The following is a 20759-nucleotide window of genomic DNA, read 5'->3' on the forward strand; positions in this document are numbered from 1 at the left end:
GTTCCCCCTTAATTTTTGCGAGTCAAGCTATCAGATACAATGCGTTCCTGTTCCTTTTTATGAACCGTCGGATCCCCTTCTGCCGGACTTGAACGTCTTCTTCTGCCAATATAGCGGACCTTCACGTCCTTTGGAGCTACCTCTCTTAAATAAGGCTCGATATAGTTCCATGCGCCCATATTTTGCGGTTCTTCCTGTACCCAGACGATCTCCTCCAAATTCGGAAGTTTGCTGAAGATCGCTTTAATATGCTTTGCAGGGAAAGGATACAGCTCTTCAACCCGTGCAATGTGCAGCCAATCCTTTTCACCTTCCATTTTATTGAAATGGTCGCTGATGTCAATCGAAACTTTGCCGCTTGAAAGGACGAGGCGCGTCACTTTGTCATATTGATGGGAAAGTCCTGACATTTCATAGACCGGCTTAAAGCTGCTGTTACTGAGCTCCTGCACTTCTGACACGGTATTCGGATTTCTCAGCAGGCTTTTCGGCGTCATGATGATCAGCGGGCGGATCTCCTCGCGAAGGAGCATCTTCGCCTGCCTTCTTAAAATATGAAAGTATTGGGCAGCGCTCGTCAGGTTGGCGACAGTCCAGTTGTTTTCCGCCGCCAATTGAAGGAATCGCTCTGTTCTTCCGCTTGAATGCTCAGGCCCCTGCCCTTCATAGCCGTGCGGCAAGAGAACAACCAGCCCTGATTTTTGACCCCACTTCGCTCTTCCTGCAGAAATGAACTGGTCAAAGTAAACTTGCGCCGCATTTGCAAAATCTCCAAACTGCGCTTCCCAGATCACCATCGTTTCCGGCGAAGACACGTTATAGCCGTATTCGAAGCCGAGGACGGACCCTTCAGAAAGCGGGCTGTTGTGAACCGCAAATGACGCTTTCGTATCGGCAAGGTGATGCAGCGCGATGAATTCGTCCCCTGTCTTGCTGTCGTGAAGGACAAGGTTGCGGTGTGCGAATGTGCCGCGTTCTGAATCCTGCCCGGTCAGCCTTAGCGGCGTACCGTCTTTCAAAATCGACGCAAACGCCATCGCCTCTGCAAGCGACCAGTCGACTTTTCGGTCATCTTCGAAAGCTTTGGCGCGCCTTTCAAGGATTCGTTTTAGCTTATCGAAAACGTTGAAGTTTTCCGGCCATGAAACAAGCTCCTGATTGATTTTGCGCAAAGTTTCAAAATCAACCGATGTGTCAACATCAGGAAAACCGTTGGAGACCGGCTCTGGAAGTACGATTTCATGCGTCATGTCTTCCTTTTTGGCCGGCACTTTGCGATAGGCTTCTTCTAAACGCTTCTGGACAGCGTCCTTGATTTTGCCGACGGTTTCTTTATCGACGATCCCTTTATGAATCAGCTTTTCAGCAAAGATGTTTTTGACGGTCGGATGCTTTCTGACCGCATCATACAGCATCGGCTGCGTTGCGGACGGCTCATCCATTTCATTGTGGCCAAAACGGCGGTAGCCGATCAGATCGATCAAAAAGTCTTTGTTGAAAGTCATGCGGTATTCAACAGCGAGCTGAACCGCTGAAAGACATGCTTCGGGATCATCAGCATTGACGTGGACGATCGGAATTTCAAAACCTTTCGCAAGGTCGCTTGCATATTTCGTCGATCTTGACTCATTGCTTTCCGTCGTAAAGCCGATCATGTTATTGGCGATAATGTGAATCGCTCCGCCCACTTGATACCCTTTAAGCTGGCTTAAATTCAGCGTTTCCGCGACAATGCCTTCCCCTGGGAATGCCGCATCGCCGTGAATCAGAATCGCCATCGATTTTTTGACGTCTTGAACCGGATAGCCGCTCTCCGTTCTCGTTTCCTGGGCGGCTCTTGTCGATCCCTCAACGATCGGATCGATGAACTCAAGGTGGCTCGGATTGTTCGCGAGCGCAATGCGCGCCGTTTTCGTATGCTCATCCTGAATCTGGCGGTTGGCGCCGAGGTGGTATTTTACGTCGCCCGTCCAGCCGTAATTGATCCCGGTCGAACCTTCCGACGGAACGAGATCTTTGTTCGGCGCATGCTGGAATTCAGAAAAAATGATTTCATAAGGTTTTCCGAGCACATGCGCAAGAACATTCAGGCGGCCCCTGTGCGCCATTCCGATATTGACGTTTGTCGTACCTGCCGAAACGGACTTGGCGATAATATCATCCAGCATGGGCACAAGCGCATCAAGTCCTTCTATTGAAAAGCGTTTTTGCCCGACAAAGGTTTTGTGGAGAAACTGTTCAAGGCTTTCCACTTCTGTAAGCCTTCTTAAAACTTCTACCAGTTTTTCTTTCGATTTCGGGGTGAATAATTCCCCGGATTCGATCTTTTTCATCAGCCAGTTGCGCTCTTCAAAAATGTGCACATGGTCAAATTCAAAAGAAATCGATTTTTTGTATGTGTTTCTTAAGTACTGGATGGCTTCTAAACCGTTCGTTACTTCTTTAGGGGCATCTTTGCATATGACAGACGCCGGGATTTTTTTCACATCCTGCTCAGTTAACCCGTACTCAGCAAGAGGAAAAAGCTCCTGTTTCTCTTGTGTTTTTCTCAGTGGATTGACGGAAGCGTTTAAATGGCCATAGGTTCTAATATCTTCTGCAAGTTTTACCGCTGATGCGATTTTTTGAATAGATCCAGCCGTGAAATCTGCCTCTTCGTTTTTTTGAGAGGCGGCCCTAATATCGCCCGGGGGAGCTCCAAGTTCGTCAAACATCTCTTTTAAATCAGCATCCAAGCTTTCTGGATCCTTGACGTACTGATCGTAAAGCTCCAGCACATAGCCGAGGTTCGGACCGTGAAATTCTTCCCAAGTCATTCTTTGTTTCATACTATTTTGAAACATTTGAACATTACCCCCAACCTAATAATCAAGTGAATGATTCACTATCTTAATATATCTTCTGAACCTTGCGCCCAGAAATATGTAATAAAAACGCTTCCACGTACATTTTACCACTGTTTCTCATTTGTTTCTACACAGATTGTTCAAATAAAATTAAAAAATCGTCTTGAAAAATAAAAAAATTTATAATTTCGAACTTTCAGATCCCTTTCTTTCAGGACCTGATCTTTATTTATTCACATATTTCCCCTGGCCGTCTATTTTTTAACATCCGGATGTGCTCCTTAAAAAATTAAGTTGATAAAAATAATAAAAATTTCGTTATTTCACTGTGTTTTCACGATAAAAAACAGATGGCCGCGAGTATTGCTGCCATCTGTCATATCTATCCTATACTTTTGTTCAACAGCTTTTTTAAAAGCGGGTACAGAACATCGGGAAGCTGATCGACGTCTGGGACAAAAAGGCTGTACTTTCCGTACATGTCCTGTATCGTCTTCATTTGCGATTCTTCAATTTCGCTGTTTGATAAAAATACATTGATGACTTCGATATTTCGTTTCCGCGCTTCCATCACCGCTTCATGTGTATCGACGATCCCGTTTTGCTCATAATCGAATGCGGCCGGCTCTCCATCTGAAAAGACGATCAGGAACTTCTGAGCTTCGCTTCTTTGAACAAGCATCTTCGTCATCTGTCTGATCGCATATCCGTCCCGGTTGTCTTCCTCCGGTTCAAGCTGCATAATGTGCGGTCCGGCTCCTGCTTTTAAGGAATCCGCAAAAGAAACGACCGTATGAAAGTAGTTGGGCTGGCTCGTCTCTGTCGCATCGTTTGTATCTTCCCAAAAACCGACGATTTGATGAGGGACAGCAACTGATTTAAGCGCTTCATGAAACAGCACAATGCCCCGTTTCGTCTCCGCCATTTTGTCATGCATGCTTGCCGAACAGTCGACGAGCAATGTGAAAACGGCGTCGATTTCTGTTGACGGCTCCTGCTTTTTATAGAACAGGCGCGGATTGCGCTCTGTAAAGTAACGGAGCAGTTTATTGTTCAATCTGCCTGCATGCAAATCGGTTCTCGGGAGTGTTTTTTTATGCTCAAGCGTTTTTTGAATCATCTGTTTGAGCCGTTTTTGATATGATTCGATTGTTTTGGCTTGAGCCTGGTAGTCTAATATATCTTCATTCGAAGGTTTTTCCGGCGGCTTCATCACCGAAAAGGCATAGCGGTTTTCTTTACCGGCTTGGGCTGTTCCGGCGTTCGGTTCATCTTGAACAGATTCAAGCGATTCAAGTTTTGAGTAGTCTTTCCTTTTCGTCTGCTTCGCCGTTCCTTGAACAGACCCGAGCGCTTGGTCGCCGTCTTCTCCTTCTCTTAAAGCGCCGCCGGAAATATCGGATTTTGCGCCGTGCTCCAAATCAAACTGGAGAAAGCTTTTGGCCGGAGCTTCCGTTTCTCTGTGCCAAGTCGGCATTTCTTCTTCATGAACTTCCTCGTCACCCGCACTTTTCTCTTCCAGCGTCAGATCCTCGCTCAGCTTCGGTTTTGCTTTTAAATCTTGAAAGAGCGCTTCTTCGTCAACTTGTTCGTAGTCAAGTTCCGGAAAAAAGAAGTACGTATTCAGCATATCTTTTTCGAGCACTTCTTCAAAACCTTCCATTAACCCGTTTACAAACGAAACGATGTCAGCAGTTGAACGCGCTTCGAATACGCGGGCGAGCTCGGCTTCTATAAACCCCTTCATCGGATCGACCGATTCATGGATAGCCGGTATCTCTTCAAGCGGCGACTCCGCGGTCAGCTTAAGATATACAGCGCAAAACAAAGCATCTGTAAAAATGCTCCGCTCCAGATTCAGCGTCAGCTGTGTCGCAAAGTGTTTGCGGTACATCGATTTCCGGTTTGAAAATACCTGCTTTGTACCGGGGCGCTCCCTCTTGATGGACTCTTCAATTCTGATATCCTCAAAAAGCATAAACAACTGTTTTGCCAAACTCTTAAACTGATATTTCCGAGCCGAGTCCAGCATGCGGGAAAAGTCTTTCATCGAGCTGTAGCGGGAGCCGATTGACCGCAAGTATACATCGCTCTTCAAGCCGTCTACCATATCGCGGTGGTTCCTGTCTTTCCAAAAGTGGCTCATGTAGATCTTTTTCTCAAAAGGATTGTAATAAGACTGAACCCCGTACTCCACTTCAACCTGATCGCTTTTCGCGAGCGTTTTCGCCAGATCTGTCAGCTCCATAAATAGCAAAGAGTCAATCTTGCTGTCATTGAATTTAATAAACTTCATAAAAAACCCTCATTCGAACAAAGTTTGGGCAATATTTCGGACCGCCGCTTTTTCGCGTTCATCATCAAGCTTTTCAACGATGCCCCGTTCGATCGCTCGCAGCGGCGGAATATACGTCGACAGATCGCAAGTATCGAGAAGCGCTCTGATGGAAGCAGCCTCTTCAGATACCTGTCCGTTGTGGGCTTGCGTCATTAAATCCGATGACAGGGTGACAAACCGGTCCAGCAGCTTCTGATTTTTTAGTTCGGATTGTGTTTCAAGCACCCGTTTCAGCAGGTCGCCTTTAATGTATGGCACGTCGATGATCACAAACCGGTTTTTCAGCGCTTCGTTCAATGGGACTGTTCCGACATACCCTTCGTTTATTGCTGCAATTACGCCGAATCCCTCTTTCGCTTTGACGACTTCCCCTGTAAACGGATTGGTCATCATTTTCCGGTAATCCAGCACCCCGTTTAAGATCGGCAGCGTTTCCGGTTTCGCCATGTTGATTTCGTCAATATATAGGAAATGGCCGTTGTTCATTGCTTTTGTCACGGGACCTTCGACAAATTCAATAGAGGCGTTCCCGCCGGTGTTTTCAATCGTTTTGTAACCGACAAGCGCCTCTGCATCAAGGTCCACAGAACAGTTGACACTGTGCATAGGTTTTTGAAAATAAGCGGAGAGCGTTTCGGCAAGTTTTGTTTTTCCGGAACCTGTCGGACCTTTTAACAAAACGTTTTTTCCGAGTGACAACGCGATCATCGCGTCATAGAGAATGGCGCTGTCTTCCGCTTCATAGCCGGGCGTCCCAATCAATGATTGGTATTCCGCGTCAACAGGTTTAGCGGCAGACTGAATCAGCCGCTCTTTTATCTTTTCAGGCAGCTCTAGTTCGTGCAGATCATATTTCATGTGTTGTAAAATTCCTTTCTAAAAGCGTCTTCTATATTTAAGTATACTAGAAAAGACGCGCTGCCCTCAATATAAACGGCTTCCAGGCGCCGATTCACTTTTTTCCGCTGTTCGTCAGCGCTCCGCAAACCATCCGGGCTCCGGAGTTACCTGATGGATTTGTCAAATCGTCATCCTGATGCTCGTGAATAATAAAAGCACTTCCGTCATGATCCAGCAGACTGAACCTGCTTTTCTGATCGAGGGTGACTGCCGGCGCATTGACGATGACGTCGACTTTGCCGTCTGCTCCGACTTCAATATTCGGCAAATCACCGGCATGCGGCCCTTTTGGATTGTTAAAGCCGTGCTCCTTTTGATCAGGATTGAAATGAGCACCCGCACTTTCAAAATCAGGCTTTTTGCAAACGCCCGTTTCATGAATATGAAAAGCAAGCATGCCCGGCGGCAGATCATGGGCGCTCACTCTAATATCAAGGCCTTCTGCAGCAGATTCATACACTTCTATAAAACCGGTCTCCGTCCCGTCGCGTTTGATCAGCGGTACTTTTAATGGCTGTGTCATCGTTTCAAAAGTTTCTTTATGTTCCTGTTCGGCATTTTTTTGCTCGATTTCTTTTTGCTGTGTGCATGCAGCTGCCAAACAAACGGACATACATGCGAGCAATATGTAATGTAATGTTCTCAAACAGCTTCCCCCTTCGCTTTTCTTTTCAGTTTAGACAATGAAGAGGGGCATTAAACCTGTCCTTCCCATCCTGAAACCACGCAAAAAAAAGCCATATAAAATGGCTTTTTTAAAATGAATACCGTTTTGCGCCGAGATAGCGCTGCTTCCAGTAGGAATTGTTCATGTCGCTCACGGTGACGCCGGAATCGTTGGCATTGATAAACTTGTTGTTTCCTAAATAAATGCCGACGTGTGAAGGGCCCGCTTTATATGTTGAGAAGAAAACAAAATCACCTCTTGAAGGCTGGCTGACTGGCGACATGATGTTCCAGTATCCTGCTGCGCTCAGCCTTGAGACAGATGTAACTTTGTTCAACGTGTAATAGATGAATCCGCTGCAGTCAAAACCGGAAGGATTGTTGCCTCCCCATCTGTAAGGCACGCCGATATGCTTTTCTGCCTCTGCAATCATCCGCTCGACTTTTGCGCTTGTCGAAGTGCCGGTTGAAACTGAAGAGTTCGGCGAGCTGGAAGATGGGCTGCCAGATGACCCTGAAGACGATGCACCAGAAATTTTAAGCTTCTGGCCGACTTGCAATACATCTGTTTTTAATTGATTAGCCTCTCTGATGCTCTGTACCGTTACCTTCATCGAATTCGCGATTTTCCACAGAGAATCGCCCGGTTTAACCGTGTAAGTGGTCGTTTTTGAACTGCTGCCTGTGTTCGTTTTACTTGATGAAGAGCTTGAAGACGAACCAGAAGATGGTTTGCTTCCGCTGGAAACTGTTCCTTTCACTTTAAGGACCTGGTTCGGGTAGATCGTGTCCGACTTCAAGTTGTTCAGCGTTTTAATTTCGGCGACTGTCATATTCAAACTATTGGCAATTTTCCATAAAGAGTCGCCCAATTTGACTTTGTATGTGCTGCTTGAACTGCTTGCACTTTGTGAGCCGGATGATGAGCCGGATGATTTGGAGCTTGATCCAGAGCTGGAACCGGCGCTTTTTGCGCTTCCTTTAATAACCAGCTTTTGTCCCGGATAAATCATATCGCTGCTCAGCCCGTTTAAGTTTTTAATCTCTTGTACGGTCGTTTTGTAGTCTCTGGCAATCAGCCACAAGGAATCTCCCAATTTCACCGTGTAAGTGGACTTGGCAGCGCTTGAACTTGAGCTGGAACTTGCGGATTTTGTCTGTGAGCTGCTTTTCGACTTGCCGTCCGGAACTTTTAAAGTTTGTCCGACATAAATAACCGTCGATGAAAGATTGTTGGCTGATTGAAGTGCCGAAACACTCGTATTGTACTCAGCTGAAAGCTTCCACAGTGAGTCTCCGCTTTTCACCTTGATGGTTTGGGCTTCGACCGGTGACGCCGCCAATGAAGTTCCAACTACCGCAGAGGCCGCCAAACCTGCTGCTATCTTCTTCTTCATAACCTCTTAACCTCCCGTTTCATTTTCGTTCTCTCTATGTATGCCATTACATTTGCCATTGCTTAAGACTTTATCCAGCCGATCAGGCGGGTGATCTGATCACCATATGTATGCCTTTGGCCGAAATCCCCCTTTTATACTCTTAAGCAAAAAATGCAATTCACGATTTGTATCGGTCTATTTTATATTTTTTTAATAGCTTTTTTGTTTTTTTACAAATTTCTCATTAAAAATACAGACTGATAGACATATTGACAAAAATCAACACTTTTTTCTGTGTACTCGAGGTGCCGGATGCTTTTTTGCAAAGGTTTTGAGTTTCAAGTTTTCGGAAATACGATGATCAGTTGTTTTAAAATCAGAGGTTCATGGTGAAAACAGCGAGAAGGGAGTTGACCAGATATGCTGCATGTGCCGAAACAGCCAGAATAGACGCCATAACATGCGGATTTCCGTGCCGTTTTACTGCCGATTTCTCTTTCTCTCGGATCAAACGGAAACAGGTAGGCAAGCCAGCGTTCATGTTGAGGGTGTGAAAACTGCGTGTTCATATTCTTTATTTTTCCGGAAATCGCCGATCTATCCTCATCTATTGCCTAATCGAAAAGCAAAGATCAGGATCATTTATACAATTCTACATTTCAGCACAAATTCCTCCACGAAACCATAAATTGACTATATCATACATTTTTTTTGCCAACATCCGGAATTGGGAGTATCTTTTTTTTAGATCGAACGGCGTTTTACTATTTCACCTATAGATTCTTATTTCCTATCTTAATATAACGATATACAGAAACATAAAACTTAATGCTCACTCATTTATATATATTAATAGATCTAATATACTATCAAAACATGTAAAAAAGGGTTCTGTTTTATCACCGCAGCTTTCATGCATGTTTCCTCCTTTTATGGCGCATTTTAAGATATGGAGGTGAATCTTCTTGGCCATTCAAAAAATATGTCAATATTTATGTACGTGTTTAGGGATCCTTTCTCTTTCCTTTATTTATGTGCAAATGTTTAAAAAAACAAAACAGACGAAAAAAGATTGAACAGACATTTATTGCATTTTATACATAACGTGTTATAATTTCTCTCGTTATCCAAAAGAAACGGGGAACTGATATGAGGGAAACAAAGGATTTGCGGGAGAAAGCAAGACAGTTTTTAACGATTTTAATTCCGATTTTGATTACGCAAGCGGGACTGTCGCTCATTACGGTTCTCGACACGGTGATGTCAGGCAAAGTCAGCGCCGCCGACCTCGCCGGCGTCGCAATCGGCTCGAGTTTATGGACCCCCGTTTATACTGGGCTTGCCGGCATTTTGACGGCTGTAACACCTATGGTCGCCCAGCTGATGGGTGCCAAGCGGCAAAAGGATGTCCCTTATACTGTTATTCAATCGATCTATGTGGCCGGAATCATCAGCCTTGCCGTCATCGTTTCCGGATATTTTCTGATTGATCCGGTGCTGGAGAATCTCGATCTTGAACGGAAGGTAGCTGTCATCGCAAAGCAATATTTAATCTGCATCGGGCTAGGCATATTGCCGCTGTTTGTTTACAATGTGATGCGCTGCTTTATTGATTCACTCGGGAAAACGCGGGTGACGATGCTGATTACGCTTTGTTCTTTGCCCATTAATTTTGTCTTGAACTATTTGTTTATTTTCGGGAACTTCGGGTTTCCAAAGCTTGGAGGAGCAGGAGCCGGTTTGGCTTCCGCTATCACATATTGGTGCATTTGTCTGATCTCTTTATACATCGTTCATAAAAAGACGCCGTTTCACCAGTTTAGGATTTTTGGAACATTCTATTCATTTTCTTTTGCTGAAAGTATGAAACTTCTGAAGATCGGCATCCCGATCGGTTTCGCCATCTTCTTTGAGACGAGTATATTCGCAGCTGTCACCTTGCTGATGAGCCACTTTGACACGGTCACGATCGCTTCCCATCAGGCGGCAATGAATTTTGCTTCGCTTCTTTACATGCTTCCATTGAGCGTATCGATGACGCTGACGATTGTCGTCGGCTTTGAAGCCGGGGCCAAACGGTTTAAAGACTCGAGGGCCTACAGCTATCTCGGCATTTCAATAGCGGTCGGTTTTTCATTATTCACCGCACTCATCATACTACTGTTCAGAGAGCAGATCGCCGGTTTGTACGCGGCTGACCGGGATGTCCTGCTTCTGACCAAGGACTTCTTGCTGTATGCGTTGTTTTTTCAGCTGTCAGATGCCATTGCCGCGCCGATTCAAGGAGCGCTCAGAGGATATAAAGATGTCAACTACACGCTTGTCACAGCTCTCGTCTCATATTGGATTATCGGGCTTCCGGTCGGTTTTGTAATCGGAACGTATACTTCATTCGGAGCTTTCGGATACTGGATCGGGCTGATCACGGGGCTAGCGGCCGGTGCAGTCGGGCTGTTCTTCAGGCTCAAACGCATTCAAAACCGCTATATTCACACTCAAAGCATGTAAAAAAGGTGCCGGGCTCAAATGCCCGACACCTTTTTTGATCATGTTAATCATTCCATTGATAGGTCCAAAATGCTTCTTTTTCAAACCATGTCTCAACAACCGGCTCGCCATTGGCGAGTTTTTTCTCTATTTCTTTCAAAAGGCCGCCTGTTTGGGATTTATGCGCTTTTAAAGCGTTCATTTTAATATCCGCGACTTCTTTGATATCAAGAACGACGTCAGGCTTGCCAAGAACCTCTTCCCTGTGGTGAGTGATAGCCATGCATAAGACGCGCGGCCGGTCCTCTTTCTTTTTCCGCGATAATGCCCTGATGACCGCGGCACCGCATGCATCATGGTCAGGATGAACGCCGTGTCCGGGGTAAAACGTCACAACAAGGCTCGGGTTTACATCATCGATGACAGCCTCAATTTGATCGGCCAGTTTTTCTTCATCCTCGAATTCGAGCGTTTTGTCGCGGTATCCGAGCATGCGCAAATCCTGTACATCCATTTCCCTGCAGGCGTCGATCAGCTCTTGCTTTCTGAGCAGCGGAAGGGTTTCCCTGTTGGCAAAAAGCGGGTCTCCCATATTTCTTCCCATCTCGCCCAGCGTCAGGCAAGCGTATGTTACAGGAATGTCTTCTTTTCGGTTTAAGGCGATCAAGCCGGCGACTCCGAAAGATTCATCATCAGGATGGGGCAGGATCACGAGTAAATGTTTTTTCATCTTATAACACCTTCTTTTTAGACTGCAAATGGCTTTTTGCTGATTTGAAGCGAAATGGCGAGTTTGCCGCCCGGCAAATAGCCGGCAAGAAGCAACCTTCCTTCATCGTCAACCGTATAATCCGTCAGGCCTTCGGCGTAGATCCAGCCGTCTTCGGTTTTCAAACCGGCGCGAAATGGTCCCTCGCCCGTGATTTTGGCCCGGGAGCAGGCTACCTTCGCGTTTCTGATATATGCCACCACGGTCATGTTCTGCTCATCTTTATGCGCGGAATACGATCCGGTTGTCGTTTCCAAATGAATGTAAACAGGCTGATTTAAAAATGTTTCCAAAGAAGCCTGCACATCTTCTTTTTTTATTGCTTTCATGTTACTCCCTGCTTTCTTCGTTTGTTAATAACTCCAATCGTTCCGTATGACATTCAATCAGCTTGAGCTTCATTTCTGATTCCAATTGTGAATTCACGATGCGCCGGATTGATTGATAGTATTTTTCGTGCTTCGTCTTTCTGAGCCTTGGATGGGTGCCGAGGTCGTTCAGCTCATCATCAACCGCCTGATGAAGCGCCTCCCTGCCTTCCCCCTCCATCGTCCGGTTTTTCCAAAGGGTTTTATATGCCTGGAAAAGCTCCAGTTCATCTGCCATGACGGAACAACCTCCGAATTGCTTCAATAATGTTTAATTATACATAATCGGTGTTTCTTGAAAAGAAAGAGGGCTTACGGATGAAAGGATTTTTTTCTTTTTAAAAATACCTTCTCCGGTCTCTTCCATTGAAATTGCGAAAGTGTAAACAATATCAGCGCCGCCCATATGCAGGAAAACGTAAAGACCTTGCTGCTGTTGAACGGTTCATGGTAGACGAAAACGCCTAAACATAATGTAATGGTCGGAGCGATATATTGCAAAATGCCGACTTGATAGAGCGGCAGTTTCTTTGCACCTTCCGCAAATAAAAGCAGCGGAATCGCGGTCAGCACCCCCGCCAGAAACAGCAGCACCATCATGCCGATGCTCCCTGAGGCTGCCTGAGCCTTCTCCGGATGGCTGAAGAACAGCAGGTAGATCGCTGCAACCGGAGCGATCATCATCGTTTCCAAAGTAAGTCCTATGGCACTTGAGAGCGATGTGCGCTTTTTCGCCAGTCCGTAGAGCCCGAAGCTGAATGCGAGCATCAGGGCGATGTACGGCACGGACCCGTACTGAAAAGCTGAAATAAGCACGCCGAGGGCAGCGAGAAGAACTGCCGCTCCCTGCATCCGCGTTAGCTTTTCCTTTAAAAAGACAATTCCGAGAACGATCGATACGAGCGGATTGATGTAGTAGCCCAGGCTCGCTTCAAGAATATAGCCGTTGCTGACGGCCCATATGTAGACATACCAATTGATCGAAATCAGAACGGACGACAAAATGAGCGGAACAAATTCCTTTCGGTTTCCCGAAAGCGAGCGAAATGCTTTGACTCCGTTTTTCCACTGCCGCAAAACGAGAAGCACCCCGCACATAAAAACAAATGACCAGATAATCCGGTGCGCCAGAATATCGAGCGCGGCCGTCTGATCGAGCACTTTCCAATATAAAGGAAGGAGCCCCCACAGCAAATAAGAAAGCGCTGTGTAAATGATTCCTTTCGTTTGAGATGAATGATTCATGTCTGTTTCTTTCCTTTCTTCTTCATCACTTTCCGCACTTTTTTGCATATACTGTACCGTCTATGTGAAAGGAAGTGTGATCGTGTTTGATTGGCAACGCTTTTTTCCATTTCAGCAGTTTTCCAAGGACGGATTAAAAAACGCTGACCCGAAAGATGTGGAGCAATATATCCACCACATGATGAAAAGCGTTTTCGGACCGGGGTATGCAGTTCAATTTCCTTTTCGTGACCCTCTCTCAAAAGAAACATCGGCGGCAGATGAATCTGATCCGATTGATATTTTTGAAACGACAAGCCATGTATTTGTTAAAATACCGCTCACCAAAGAACAGCTTAACCTTCTGAAAATTAAACATACTTCACAAACCCTGATCATAGAAAACTACCCTGAAAAAGGGCGGCAGGAAAAAGTCGTTCTCCCCTCTCTAGTGCGCAGAAAGGGTACGAAAGCAATATTTAAAGACGGCATTTTGGAAGTGATGTTCTTAAAAAATGAGGACTTTAACCTGTCTGAAATCGACATCACGTTTTGAAAACGGCCAGCTTGAAAAAGCAGGCTGTTTTTTTTCTTCCTGTATCATCTTAACACTACTCCTCAAGGATGATCATCTCATTTGCCTGACATTCGGCCGCGCCTTTAAATTTTGACAGTGTTAGTCATTATTCCTTAAAAAGTCTCTGTAACTATTTCCTCTTTCGGCTGTTGTCGATTTGTCCTTATAATGATAATGGTTCTCAATTTATAAAACAGGAGGATGTATATGAAAAAGAAAATCAGCATATTGATCACAGCAATGTTTTTGACAATCCTTTGTTTTTCGCCTCAAGCTTCCGCTGCGTACAACTCACTGCATACGGGCTATGCCACTTATACGGGGTCGGGCTACTCCGGCGGCGCATTGCTTTTGGACCCTATTCCGTCCAATATGAAGATCACCGCTTTAAATCCGACAGATATGAATTACCGCGGTGTGAAAGCTGCTCTTGCCGGCGCCTATCTGCGGGTTGAAGGGCCGAAAGGAAAAACGACCGTCTATGTTACCGATCTGTATCCTGAAGGAGCGCCGGGAGCCCTTGACCTTTCACCGAACGCTTTTCGCGAGATCGGCGATATGAAAGACGGCAAAATCGACATTAAATGGCGTATAGTCAAAGCGCCGATTACCGGCAATTTCACTTACCGGATCAAAGAAGGCAGCAGCCAATGGTGGGCGGCGATCCAAGTCAGAAACCACAAATATCCCGTCATGAAAATGGAATATTACAAAGACGGAAAGTGGATCAACATGGAGAAAACGGATTACAACCATTTCGTCAGCACCAATCTCGGGACAAGTCCGCTTAAAGTCAGGATCACAGATATCCGAGGAAAAGTCGTCAAAGACACGATAAAAAAGCTTCCGGAAAACGGGACGTCAAGCGCATATACCGTACCGGGAAAAGTACAGTTCCCTGACTGATCGATCCGGAAAGAATGAGACGGCGGCCAAAGGCGAAAAGATTCGCAGGCTTTGGCCGCCGCTTCATATTGACATCCGGCATTTAGACGCCAGCAACAATTGGCTTATTGATCAATAGCCCGGTCCTGCTCCTCTGTATGGAGCTGCGCCCGGAACACCTCCGTACGGAAAAGCCCCAGGAGCTGCCCCGTAGCCGTAATAAGGCGCGCCGCCGTAAGGTCCCGGGTATGGCGGCGGGTAAGCGTAAGGTCTTGGGTAGTTAAAAATCGCGCTTCCGAGAAATCCGCCCAGCAATCCGCCGACAAGCGGCGCTCCAAAACCCCAGAATAACGGGAATCTGGCCGGGTATCCGGCAGGACCTGATCTCGAATAAAGCATATGAGGGTTCATTGGCTTTTATCCTCCTTTATGTCTGCCTATAGTAAAGGTATTCATAAAGTCGGGAAACGTTTGGGCTATTCTTCATAAATCATTTTTTTTGTCATTCCGCCGTCCACCGTTATGTTTGTACCGGTGACGAAGCGATTGTCCGGATCGGTCAAATAAAAGCATGCTTTGACGATATCCTGTGGGCGGCCGACCCTGTTTGACAAATGCTGCGCGTGGTCAATAGGCCGCAGGGCAGTATAATCACCGGTTTCAATCCAGCCCGGGGAAATGCTGTTGACCACGATTGAATCTTTGCTTAAAGACGCGGCCAATGCGTGAGTCAAAGCTATTAAGCCCCCTTTTGACGCGGCATAGGCTTCTGAGTCCGGTTCGGACATAAATGCCCTTGTCGAAGCGATATTGACGATGGCACCGCCTGTTTTCGCCTCTTTCATTCTTTTGGCCGCTTCTCTTGCGCAAAGAAACGCGCCTTTCAAATTCGTATTCAGGACGCCGTCCCATTCTTCAGCCGTCAAGTCGTAAGGGGACTTCCAAACTGATCGGCCCGCATTATTGATGAGCGCCGATATCGAACGGCCGTTTCGGGAAGCTTCCTGCATCAGCCGTTTCACGTCTTCTTCAGAAGCTACATCACAAGGTGCAAATTGGACCCGCGCACCGGAAGCGGTCAGCTCTTTTTCAAGCTGTTCACCCTCTTCCTTCAATACGTCGGCGAATACGACGATAAAACCTTTTTGAGCATAGGCGGCCACGAGGTCTCTTCCAATGCCTTTTGCCCCGCCTGTAATGACGACAGTTTCTTTACTGTTCAATCCGGTCAGCTCCCTTCCGGATCACAATGGCTTTCGGCCCAGGTTTGTATCTCCTTGAGGACAGGCTCCAGCGCCGTTCCCTTGTCTGTCAATTGATAGATCACTTTTACCGGCGTTTCCGGGAGCACTTGACGCTCGACTATTTTGCAGTGTTCGAGCTCTTTTAAACGTTCAGCCAGCATTTTCTGGCTGATCATCGGTATCATTTCAGTCAAGTCTTTAAATCGTTTAGGTCCATCCAATAATACATGGATGATCAGTCCATTCCATCGTTTGCCGAGTAAAGAAAAGGCGGCTTCCATTCTAGGACACATTGTAAACCCCAATTCTCTCACCCCTCCATATCCAGTTGACAAATATAATGTGTGCCATTAAAATACTCATTAAAGTTACAAAAAGTAAGTTTCTAACTTTTTATCTAACTCTATCATAACACGTTTAGCCCAAAGGAGGAAGTCACATGTCTTCACAAGAAAACACCGCTCTCAACATTCTGGAAGAGCGTACTTCGATTAAAGAATATGACACAAGCGTTTCGATTTCCAAAGAGGAGCTGACAAAGCTGCTGAGCATCACCACAAAGGCTCCGTCAGCCTGGAATCTGCAGCACTGGCATTTTACAGTCTTTCACAGCCAGGAATCAAAAGATAGGCTCCTTCCGATCGCGTTCAACCAAAAGCAAGTCAGTCAGGCCTCTGCGGTCGTAGCGGTGCTCGGGGACTTACAAGCGAATCTGAACGGTGAAGCCGTATACGGCCCTCTGGCAGAAGCAGGCTATATGACTGAAGAAATCAAAAACACGCTGCTCGGACAAATCAACGGCGCTTATCAAAACAGCGGATTTGCAAGAGACGCCGCGTTTACAAACGCATCTCTAGCAGCCATGCAGCTGATGATCGCAGCCAAAGCAATGGGCTATGACACATGCGCAATGGGCGGCTTTGACAAGGAAGCATTTGTGAAAGAATTCAACATCGATGAACGCTATGTACCGGTTATGCTGATTTCGGTCGGAAAGCCGGTCAAACCTGCGCACAAAAGCAATCGTTTCGATGTGTCTGACGTATCTACATGGCTGTAAACATGTTAAAAACCTTAGTCCCAAAAAAGGACTAAGGTTTATTTTTATGCTTTTATATGCTTTTCATACCAGATTTTCGCCTTTTCAATTTCGCCGTGTGTCAGCTGATGGCCTCCGCCTTCCCAGTGAAGGAGCACTTTGGCGCCGGCGTTTGTGAAATAGCCGGCAAGCTCGCTTGATTCCTGCGGCGGACAGAGCGGATCTGTTTTGCCGGCCCCGATAAACACGGGCAGACCTGTCATATCAGGGAGCTTGCGATTTCTAAACGGAACCATCGGATGATGCAAAATCGCCCCTTTCAGTACATGTTCATGACGGAACAGCAGACTTCCCGCGATATTGGCGCCGTTTGAATAGCCGATTGCGACCACCCGGCTTCTGTCAAAGTGAAGTTCCTTGGCTGCTTCATCTAGAAACGTTTTTAATTCATCCGTCCGTTCGATCAAATCTTTTTCGTCAAACACCCCTTCTCTCAGCCGCCTGAAAAAACGGGGCATTCCGTTTTCCAGCACATTTCCCCTGACCCCGAGCAAATTTGCATCGGGATCAATCATCTTGCCGATCGGCAGAAGATCGTGTTCGTTTCCCCCTGTTCCATGCAATAACAACAGGGTGAGATCAGAGTCCCCTTTTTCATATATATAATTCATTTCCTTTCACTCCTTTTCCATTTTGGAAGTATGCCTTCAATTGGCCTGCAATCATTTCGGAAAGCTTCAATTCACCGAAAGAGACTCTCCAACTGTTCATCAATCAAAGAGCCCTGTTCACTGTCTCTTTCCCATACATTACTTTGGAGCCTCCTGCAATATGGTGCACCCCTTCTGTTTCCATCATCATCTTTTTATCTTGAATTCAAGATATTAATTATTGTAAAGTTATGTTTTCGAATATGCAAGACAGAACTATTGTTTAAATAATTTAAAAAATCACTTTTTTCTAATAATTATCTTGTGATTAAATCTGACAACTGCTATGATTATGAACATCAAAATGGCTTAAGGAGGAAAAAAGGTGAATCAACAGCTTTTCAAATGGGTTCTGTTCATCATCCCTTTTATCGGACAGCTTGCCTTGCTGCCGTTTGTAAACCGGATCGATCCGATCGTTTTCGGACTTCCGTTTTTTCATTTTTGGCTGGTGCTGTGGATTGTGCTGACACCGCTGATCACATTTGCGATTTACAGATTTGAGAAAAGAAACGGAGGTTATGAGTGATGCAGGGAAATCTAACAGCGCTCCTCATTACCGCCGGCATCATTTTGGCCGTAGTTTGTATCGGATTTATCGCCGGCAGCAATAAACAGTCGCGGAAATCGGTTGAAGAATGGTCGGTCGGCGGAAGGCGGTTCGGCGGGCTGCTCGTCTGGTTTCTCGTCGGCGCCGACTTGTATACAGCCTACACGTTTTTAGGATTGACAAGCACCGCTTTTACAAGCGGAAGCGTTGCTTTTTTCGCGATCCCTTATTCGGTTTTGGCCTATTTTATCGCGTACTTTTTTCTGCCGAAGATTTGGAAGGTGGCGAAAGTACATCAGCTGACGACGCTGGCCGATTACGCAAGGGAACGTTTCAGCAGCAAGCTGCTGTCTTCGCTTGTTGCCATTGTCGGCGTCTTGATGCTGATCCCGTATATCTGCCTGCAGCTCAGCGGAATCCAGGATACGCTTCAAGTCGCGGGTACAGGGTTTATTAACGTCAATGCCGTCGTGATCATATCATTCATCCTTGTCGCGCTCTATACGTTTTTCAGCGGCATCAAAGGTCCTACATATACCGCCATTATTAAAGATATTTTAGTTTGGGTGATGATGCTGTTTATGGTCGTTTCGTTGCCGCTCATCCATTTTAACGGCTGGACGCCGATGATTGACAAGCTTGCAAATGAAGCGCCGCATATGCTGACGATCCCTTCTGACGGACCGCGCGGGATCGCCTGGTTCATCACGGCATCGATCGTTTCCGCGTTTGCCCTGTTCATGTGGGCCCATGCGGCGACAGGCGTCTTCACGGCGAACAGCGCGGATGCGCTCAGAAAAAACAGCATGTTTCTGCCGCTGTACAATATCGTATTGATCTTAGTCATTTTCTTAGGCTTTATCGCATTTCTCGTACTTCCCGATGACATTAATCCGAGATTTGCCTTGCTGTATTTAATCCAAAGTTCCTACGGCGGCGTCACGCAAGGATTCGCCTATTCAACAATTGCCCTGGCAAGTCTGATCCCGTGTTCGATCATGGCGATCGGGGCGTCTAATCTATTCGCCAACAATTTATACCGCGATTTGATCAATCCCCGCGTTTCGGGGCAAAAACTGACGATCATTACGCGCTCAATGGTATTTGTCGTCATCGGCCTGGCCCTTTTATTTGGAATGCTGTTCCCCGCAGCGCTTGTCACGCTTCAGCTTCTCGGCGTTTCAGGCATGGTGCAGATATTCCCGGCCATCGTCATCAGCCTGTTCTGGAAAAACCAGACGAAGGAAGCGACGATCATCGGTCTTCTCATCGGCCTTGCCGTTACATTTACCGTTTATTTGACAGGGGCCACTTTCGGCATTTACGAAGGATTCTGGGGCCTTGCAGCCAACCTTTTGACTGTTGTCTTGTTGAATCCGTTTTTTGTGAAAAATGTAAAACACAATTCTGTGATCAACTATTTGTTTCATACTAAGAAGAATGTGCAAAAAAGCGCCTGATCACCAAAAAACCCTTGTGCTCCGTGTGGAGAGACCCAAATAAATGAGACAAGGAAAAAACACCCCCTGAATCGTATTAATACAATATGATTCTTAGGAGGGTGTTTTTCTATGGGCACAAGAGTACATTACGCAGAAGAAGTAAAATGGGAAGTAATTAAAATGAAACAAGCTGGAATGACAAACAAAGAAATAATGGAACAACTGGGGATAAAAAATAAGACTCAAATTAAAACATGGATGCGATGGTACAAAACAGGCCAAACCTATCGATTTTCGCAACAAGTTGGAAAACAATATTCCTACGGTAAAGAATCGGAGGAAATGAGTGAGCTAGAAGAATTAAAACTAAAGAATAAACAGCTAGAGGCTCAATTGGCAATTATAAAAAAGTACCAGGAGATCGAAAGGAGTTGGAGCCACGAGTCATTGTCCAAGTTGTAGAAGAACTCTCAGCCACTTTTAAAATAATTGATATTCTTGGAGTATTAGGCATACCTAAGTCAACATATTACCGTTGGAAAAAGAAGTATAAAAAAGTTGAGCTAACTTCATTAGAAGAGCTAGTAATCAAGCTGTGTAAGAAAAACTTCTATCACTATGGTCATCGTAAAATTAAATCCATCTTAAACAGAAAGTATGGGATAAATGTAAACCGCAAAACTGTACAAAAAATTATGCAAAAGTTTGAGATTCAGTGTCAAGTTAAGAAGAAGCGACAAAAGTACATTTGTGGTGAGAGTAATATTATTGTGCCGAACACTCTCAATCGTAATTTTAAAGCAAGCCGATTAAATGAAAAATGGGTAACCGACATTACCTACTTACCTTATGGCTCGACTATGTTATATTTATCAACGATTATGGACTTATATAACAACGAAATAGTGGCTTACAAAATAGGTACGAGCCAAGATATTAACCTAGTATTAGACACATTGAGGGAAGCTGTAGAATTACGTAAACCAGTAGGGTTACTTCTTCATAGCGACCAGGGATCTGTCTATACTTCACATGCATATCAGAATTTGGCCAAAGAAAAAGGCATTACCACAAGCATGTCTCGAAAAGGAAACTGCCATGATAATGCCGTCATTGAATCCTTTCACTCCTCGCTAAAGTCGGAAGGATTTAACGCTCAAAGTAGAGCATCTATATCCAATTCTAAAGTAGTACAAATTGTAAATCAATACATGTATCGATATAATCATGTACGAATTCAGGCAAAATTAAACTACCTGTCCCCACTGGAATACAGGGGACAGGCAGCATAGGTGTTTTTTCTAAGTCTCATTTTAACGGGTCAGTTCAGTGTGA

General features: G+C 45.6%; 20 protein-coding genes. 7 read left to right on the forward strand and 13 right to left on the reverse strand.

The window, feature by feature from the left end:
- Positions 1–8 precede the first annotated feature (8 nt).
- From sucA to TRNA_RS32735, 5 genes are all read right to left on the reverse strand, one after another.
- Complete coding sequence (gene sucA, locus TRNA_RS32715; protein ID WP_003182695.1) at positions 9–2843, reverse strand: 2-oxoglutarate dehydrogenase E1 component; 2835 nt, start codon at positions 2841–2843, stop codon at positions 9–11.
- Between the two features lie 385 nt (positions 2844–3228).
- Complete coding sequence (locus TRNA_RS32720; RefSeq protein ID WP_003182698.1) at positions 3229–5142, reverse strand: nitric oxide reductase activation protein NorD; 1914 nt, start codon at positions 5140–5142, stop codon at positions 3229–3231.
- Between the two features lie 9 nt (positions 5143–5151).
- Positions 5152–6042: an ATP-binding protein gene (locus TRNA_RS32725; RefSeq protein WP_003182700.1), complete on the reverse strand. Its 891-nt coding sequence runs from the start codon at positions 6040–6042 to the stop codon at positions 5152–5154.
- 94 nt (positions 6043–6136) lie between these two features.
- On the reverse strand, positions 6137–6730 hold the full coding sequence (locus tag TRNA_RS32730; protein ID WP_003182702.1) for a superoxide dismutase family protein: 594 nt from the start codon (positions 6728–6730) through the stop codon (positions 6137–6139).
- Positions 6731–6839: 109 nt separating this feature from the next.
- The gene (locus tag TRNA_RS32735) at positions 6840–8147 is read right to left on the reverse strand and encodes a LysM peptidoglycan-binding domain-containing protein (RefSeq protein WP_003182704.1); all 1308 of its coding nucleotides are present in this window, start codon (positions 8145–8147) and stop codon (positions 6840–6842) included.
- A gap of 1131 nt (positions 8148–9278) precedes the next feature.
- Between TRNA_RS32735 and TRNA_RS32745 the strand changes: the two genes are divergently transcribed.
- Positions 9279–10637, forward strand: coding sequence for an MATE family efflux transporter (locus TRNA_RS32745; protein WP_009328059.1), 1359 nt, complete (start codon positions 9279–9281; stop codon positions 10635–10637).
- Positions 10638–10680: 43 nt separating this feature from the next.
- On the opposite strand, the gene bshB2 is transcribed toward TRNA_RS32745, so the two are convergent.
- The 4 genes from bshB2 to rarD all read right to left on the reverse strand — a co-directional run bounded on the left by bshB2 (position 10681) and on the right by rarD (position 12998).
- Positions 10681–11346 carry a bacillithiol biosynthesis deacetylase BshB2 gene (gene bshB2 / locus TRNA_RS32750; protein WP_003182711.1) on the reverse strand — a complete coding sequence of 222 codons (666 nt, stop codon included), beginning with the start codon at positions 11344–11346 and terminating at the stop codon, positions 10681–10683.
- 17 nt (positions 11347–11363) lie between these two features.
- Entirely contained in the window at positions 11364–11714 is a 351-nt protein-coding gene (locus tag TRNA_RS32755) for a YojF family protein (protein WP_003182712.1), read from the reverse strand.
- Between the two features lies 1 nt (position 11715).
- Positions 11716–11991, reverse strand: coding sequence for a hypothetical protein (locus tag TRNA_RS32760; RefSeq protein ID WP_003182714.1), 276 nt, complete (start codon positions 11989–11991; stop codon positions 11716–11718).
- 74 nt (positions 11992–12065) lie between these two features.
- Positions 12066–12998 carry an EamA family transporter RarD gene (gene rarD / locus TRNA_RS32765; RefSeq protein ID WP_011198052.1) on the reverse strand — a complete coding sequence of 311 codons (933 nt, stop codon included), beginning with the start codon at positions 12996–12998 and terminating at the stop codon, positions 12066–12068.
- Between the two features lie 82 nt (positions 12999–13080).
- Between rarD and TRNA_RS32770 the strand changes: the two genes are divergently transcribed.
- Positions 13081–13533: a germination protein GerT gene (locus TRNA_RS32770; RefSeq protein ID WP_003182718.1), complete on the forward strand. Its 453-nt coding sequence runs from the start codon at positions 13081–13083 to the stop codon at positions 13531–13533.
- A gap of 228 nt (positions 13534–13761) precedes the next feature.
- A complete protein-coding gene (locus TRNA_RS32775) occupies positions 13762–14460 on the forward strand; it encodes an expansin EXLX1 family cellulose-binding protein (protein WP_003182719.1) in 699 nt (232 codons plus the stop codon).
- Positions 14461–14571: 111 nt separating this feature from the next.
- On the opposite strand, the gene TRNA_RS32780 is transcribed toward TRNA_RS32775, so the two are convergent.
- From TRNA_RS32780 to TRNA_RS32790, 3 genes are all read right to left on the reverse strand, one after another.
- Positions 14572–14850, reverse strand: coding sequence for a hypothetical protein (locus TRNA_RS32780; RefSeq protein WP_003182720.1), 279 nt, complete (start codon positions 14848–14850; stop codon positions 14572–14574).
- 65 nt (positions 14851–14915) lie between these two features.
- Positions 14916–15662 carry an SDR family NAD(P)-dependent oxidoreductase gene (locus TRNA_RS32785; protein ID WP_003182722.1) on the reverse strand — a complete coding sequence of 249 codons (747 nt, stop codon included), beginning with the start codon at positions 15660–15662 and terminating at the stop codon, positions 14916–14918.
- A 5-nt stretch (positions 15663–15667) separates the two neighbouring features.
- Positions 15668–15988 (reverse strand): winged helix-turn-helix transcriptional regulator, encoded by a 321-nt coding sequence (locus TRNA_RS32790; RefSeq protein ID WP_003182724.1) that lies wholly within the window; start codon positions 15986–15988, stop codon positions 15668–15670.
- Positions 15989–16122: 134 nt separating this feature from the next.
- On the opposite strand from TRNA_RS32790, the gene TRNA_RS32795 reads away from it, so the two are divergent.
- On the forward strand, positions 16123–16743 hold the full coding sequence (locus TRNA_RS32795) for a nitroreductase family protein (RefSeq protein ID WP_003182726.1): 621 nt from the start codon (positions 16123–16125) through the stop codon (positions 16741–16743).
- Between the two features lie 44 nt (positions 16744–16787).
- Here TRNA_RS32795 and TRNA_RS32800 read toward each other — a convergent pair whose 3' ends face one another.
- Positions 16788–17393, reverse strand: a complete 606-nt coding sequence (locus TRNA_RS32800) for an alpha/beta hydrolase (RefSeq protein ID WP_009328057.1) — start codon at positions 17391–17393, stop codon at positions 16788–16790.
- 364 nt (positions 17394–17757) lie between these two features.
- Here TRNA_RS32800 and TRNA_RS32805 point away from each other — a divergent pair, with 364 nt between their 5' ends.
- The 3 genes from TRNA_RS32805 (at position 17758) to TRNA_RS32820 (ending at position 20716) form a co-directional block, all read left to right on the forward strand.
- Complete coding sequence (locus TRNA_RS32805) at positions 17758–17961, forward strand: DUF3311 domain-containing protein (protein WP_003182729.1); 204 nt, start codon at positions 17758–17760, stop codon at positions 17959–17961.
- Positions 17961–19442: a sodium:solute symporter family protein gene (locus TRNA_RS32810; RefSeq protein WP_003182732.1), complete on the forward strand. Its 1482-nt coding sequence runs from the start codon at positions 17961–17963 to the stop codon at positions 19440–19442. Before TRNA_RS32805 ends, TRNA_RS32810 begins: the two co-directional genes overlap by 1 nt.
- A gap of 111 nt (positions 19443–19553) precedes the next feature.
- A protein-coding gene (locus TRNA_RS32820) for an IS3 family transposase (protein ID WP_085959889.1) occupies positions 19554–20716 on the forward strand; the annotation gives its coding sequence in 2 pieces (ribosomal slippage) (positions 19554–19830 and positions 19830–20716; 1164 coding nt in all).
- Positions 20717–20759: the final 43 nt, after the last annotated feature.

Origin of the sequence: Bacillus licheniformis DSM 13 = ATCC 14580 (assembly GCF_000011645.1) — a bacterium.
GTDB classification, from domain to species: Bacteria; Bacillota; Bacilli; order Bacillales; family Bacillaceae; genus Bacillus; species Bacillus licheniformis.

Bases quoted from the DNA above. Each gene is read 5' to 3' on its own strand.
- TRNA_RS32810 (WP_003182732.1), top strand. From the start codon at position 17,961: ATGCAGGGAAATCTAACAGCGCTCCTCATTACCGCCGGCATCATTTTG.
- sucA (WP_003182695.1), bottom strand. From the start codon at position 2,843: ATGTTTCAAAATAGTATGAAACAAAGAATGACTTGGGAAGAATTTCAC.
- TRNA_RS32725 (WP_003182700.1), bottom strand. From the start codon at position 6,042: ATGAAATATGATCTGCACGAACTAGAGCTGCCTGAAAAGATAAAAGAG.
- TRNA_RS32780 (WP_003182720.1), bottom strand. From the start codon at position 14,850: ATGAACCCTCATATGCTTTATTCGAGATCAGGTCCTGCCGGATACCCG.
- bshB2 (WP_003182711.1), bottom strand. From the start codon at position 11,346: ATGAAAAAACATTTACTCGTGATCCTGCCCCATCCTGATGATGAATCT.
- TRNA_RS32795 (WP_003182726.1), top strand. From the start codon at position 16,123: ATGTCTTCACAAGAAAACACCGCTCTCAACATTCTGGAAGAGCGTACT.
- TRNA_RS32755 (WP_003182712.1), bottom strand. From the start codon at position 11,714: ATGAAAGCAATAAAAAAAGAAGATGTGCAGGCTTCTTTGGAAACATTT.
- TRNA_RS32800 (WP_009328057.1), bottom strand. From the start codon at position 17,393: ATGAATTATATATATGAAAAAGGGGACTCTGATCTCACCCTGTTGTTA.
- TRNA_RS32760 (WP_003182714.1), bottom strand. From the start codon at position 11,991: ATGGCAGATGAACTGGAGCTTTTCCAGGCATATAAAACCCTTTGGAAA.
- TRNA_RS32720 (WP_003182698.1), bottom strand. From the start codon at position 5,142: ATGAAGTTTATTAAATTCAATGACAGCAAGATTGACTCTTTGCTATTT.
- TRNA_RS32775 (WP_003182719.1), top strand. From the start codon at position 13,762: ATGAAAAAGAAAATCAGCATATTGATCACAGCAATGTTTTTGACAATC.
- rarD (WP_011198052.1), bottom strand. From the start codon at position 12,998: ATGAATCATTCATCTCAAACGAAAGGAATCATTTACACAGCGCTTTCT.
- TRNA_RS32745 (WP_009328059.1), top strand. From the start codon at position 9,279: ATGAGGGAAACAAAGGATTTGCGGGAGAAAGCAAGACAGTTTTTAACG.
- TRNA_RS32735 (WP_003182704.1), bottom strand. From the start codon at position 8,147: ATGAAGAAGAAGATAGCAGCAGGTTTGGCGGCCTCTGCGGTAGTTGGA.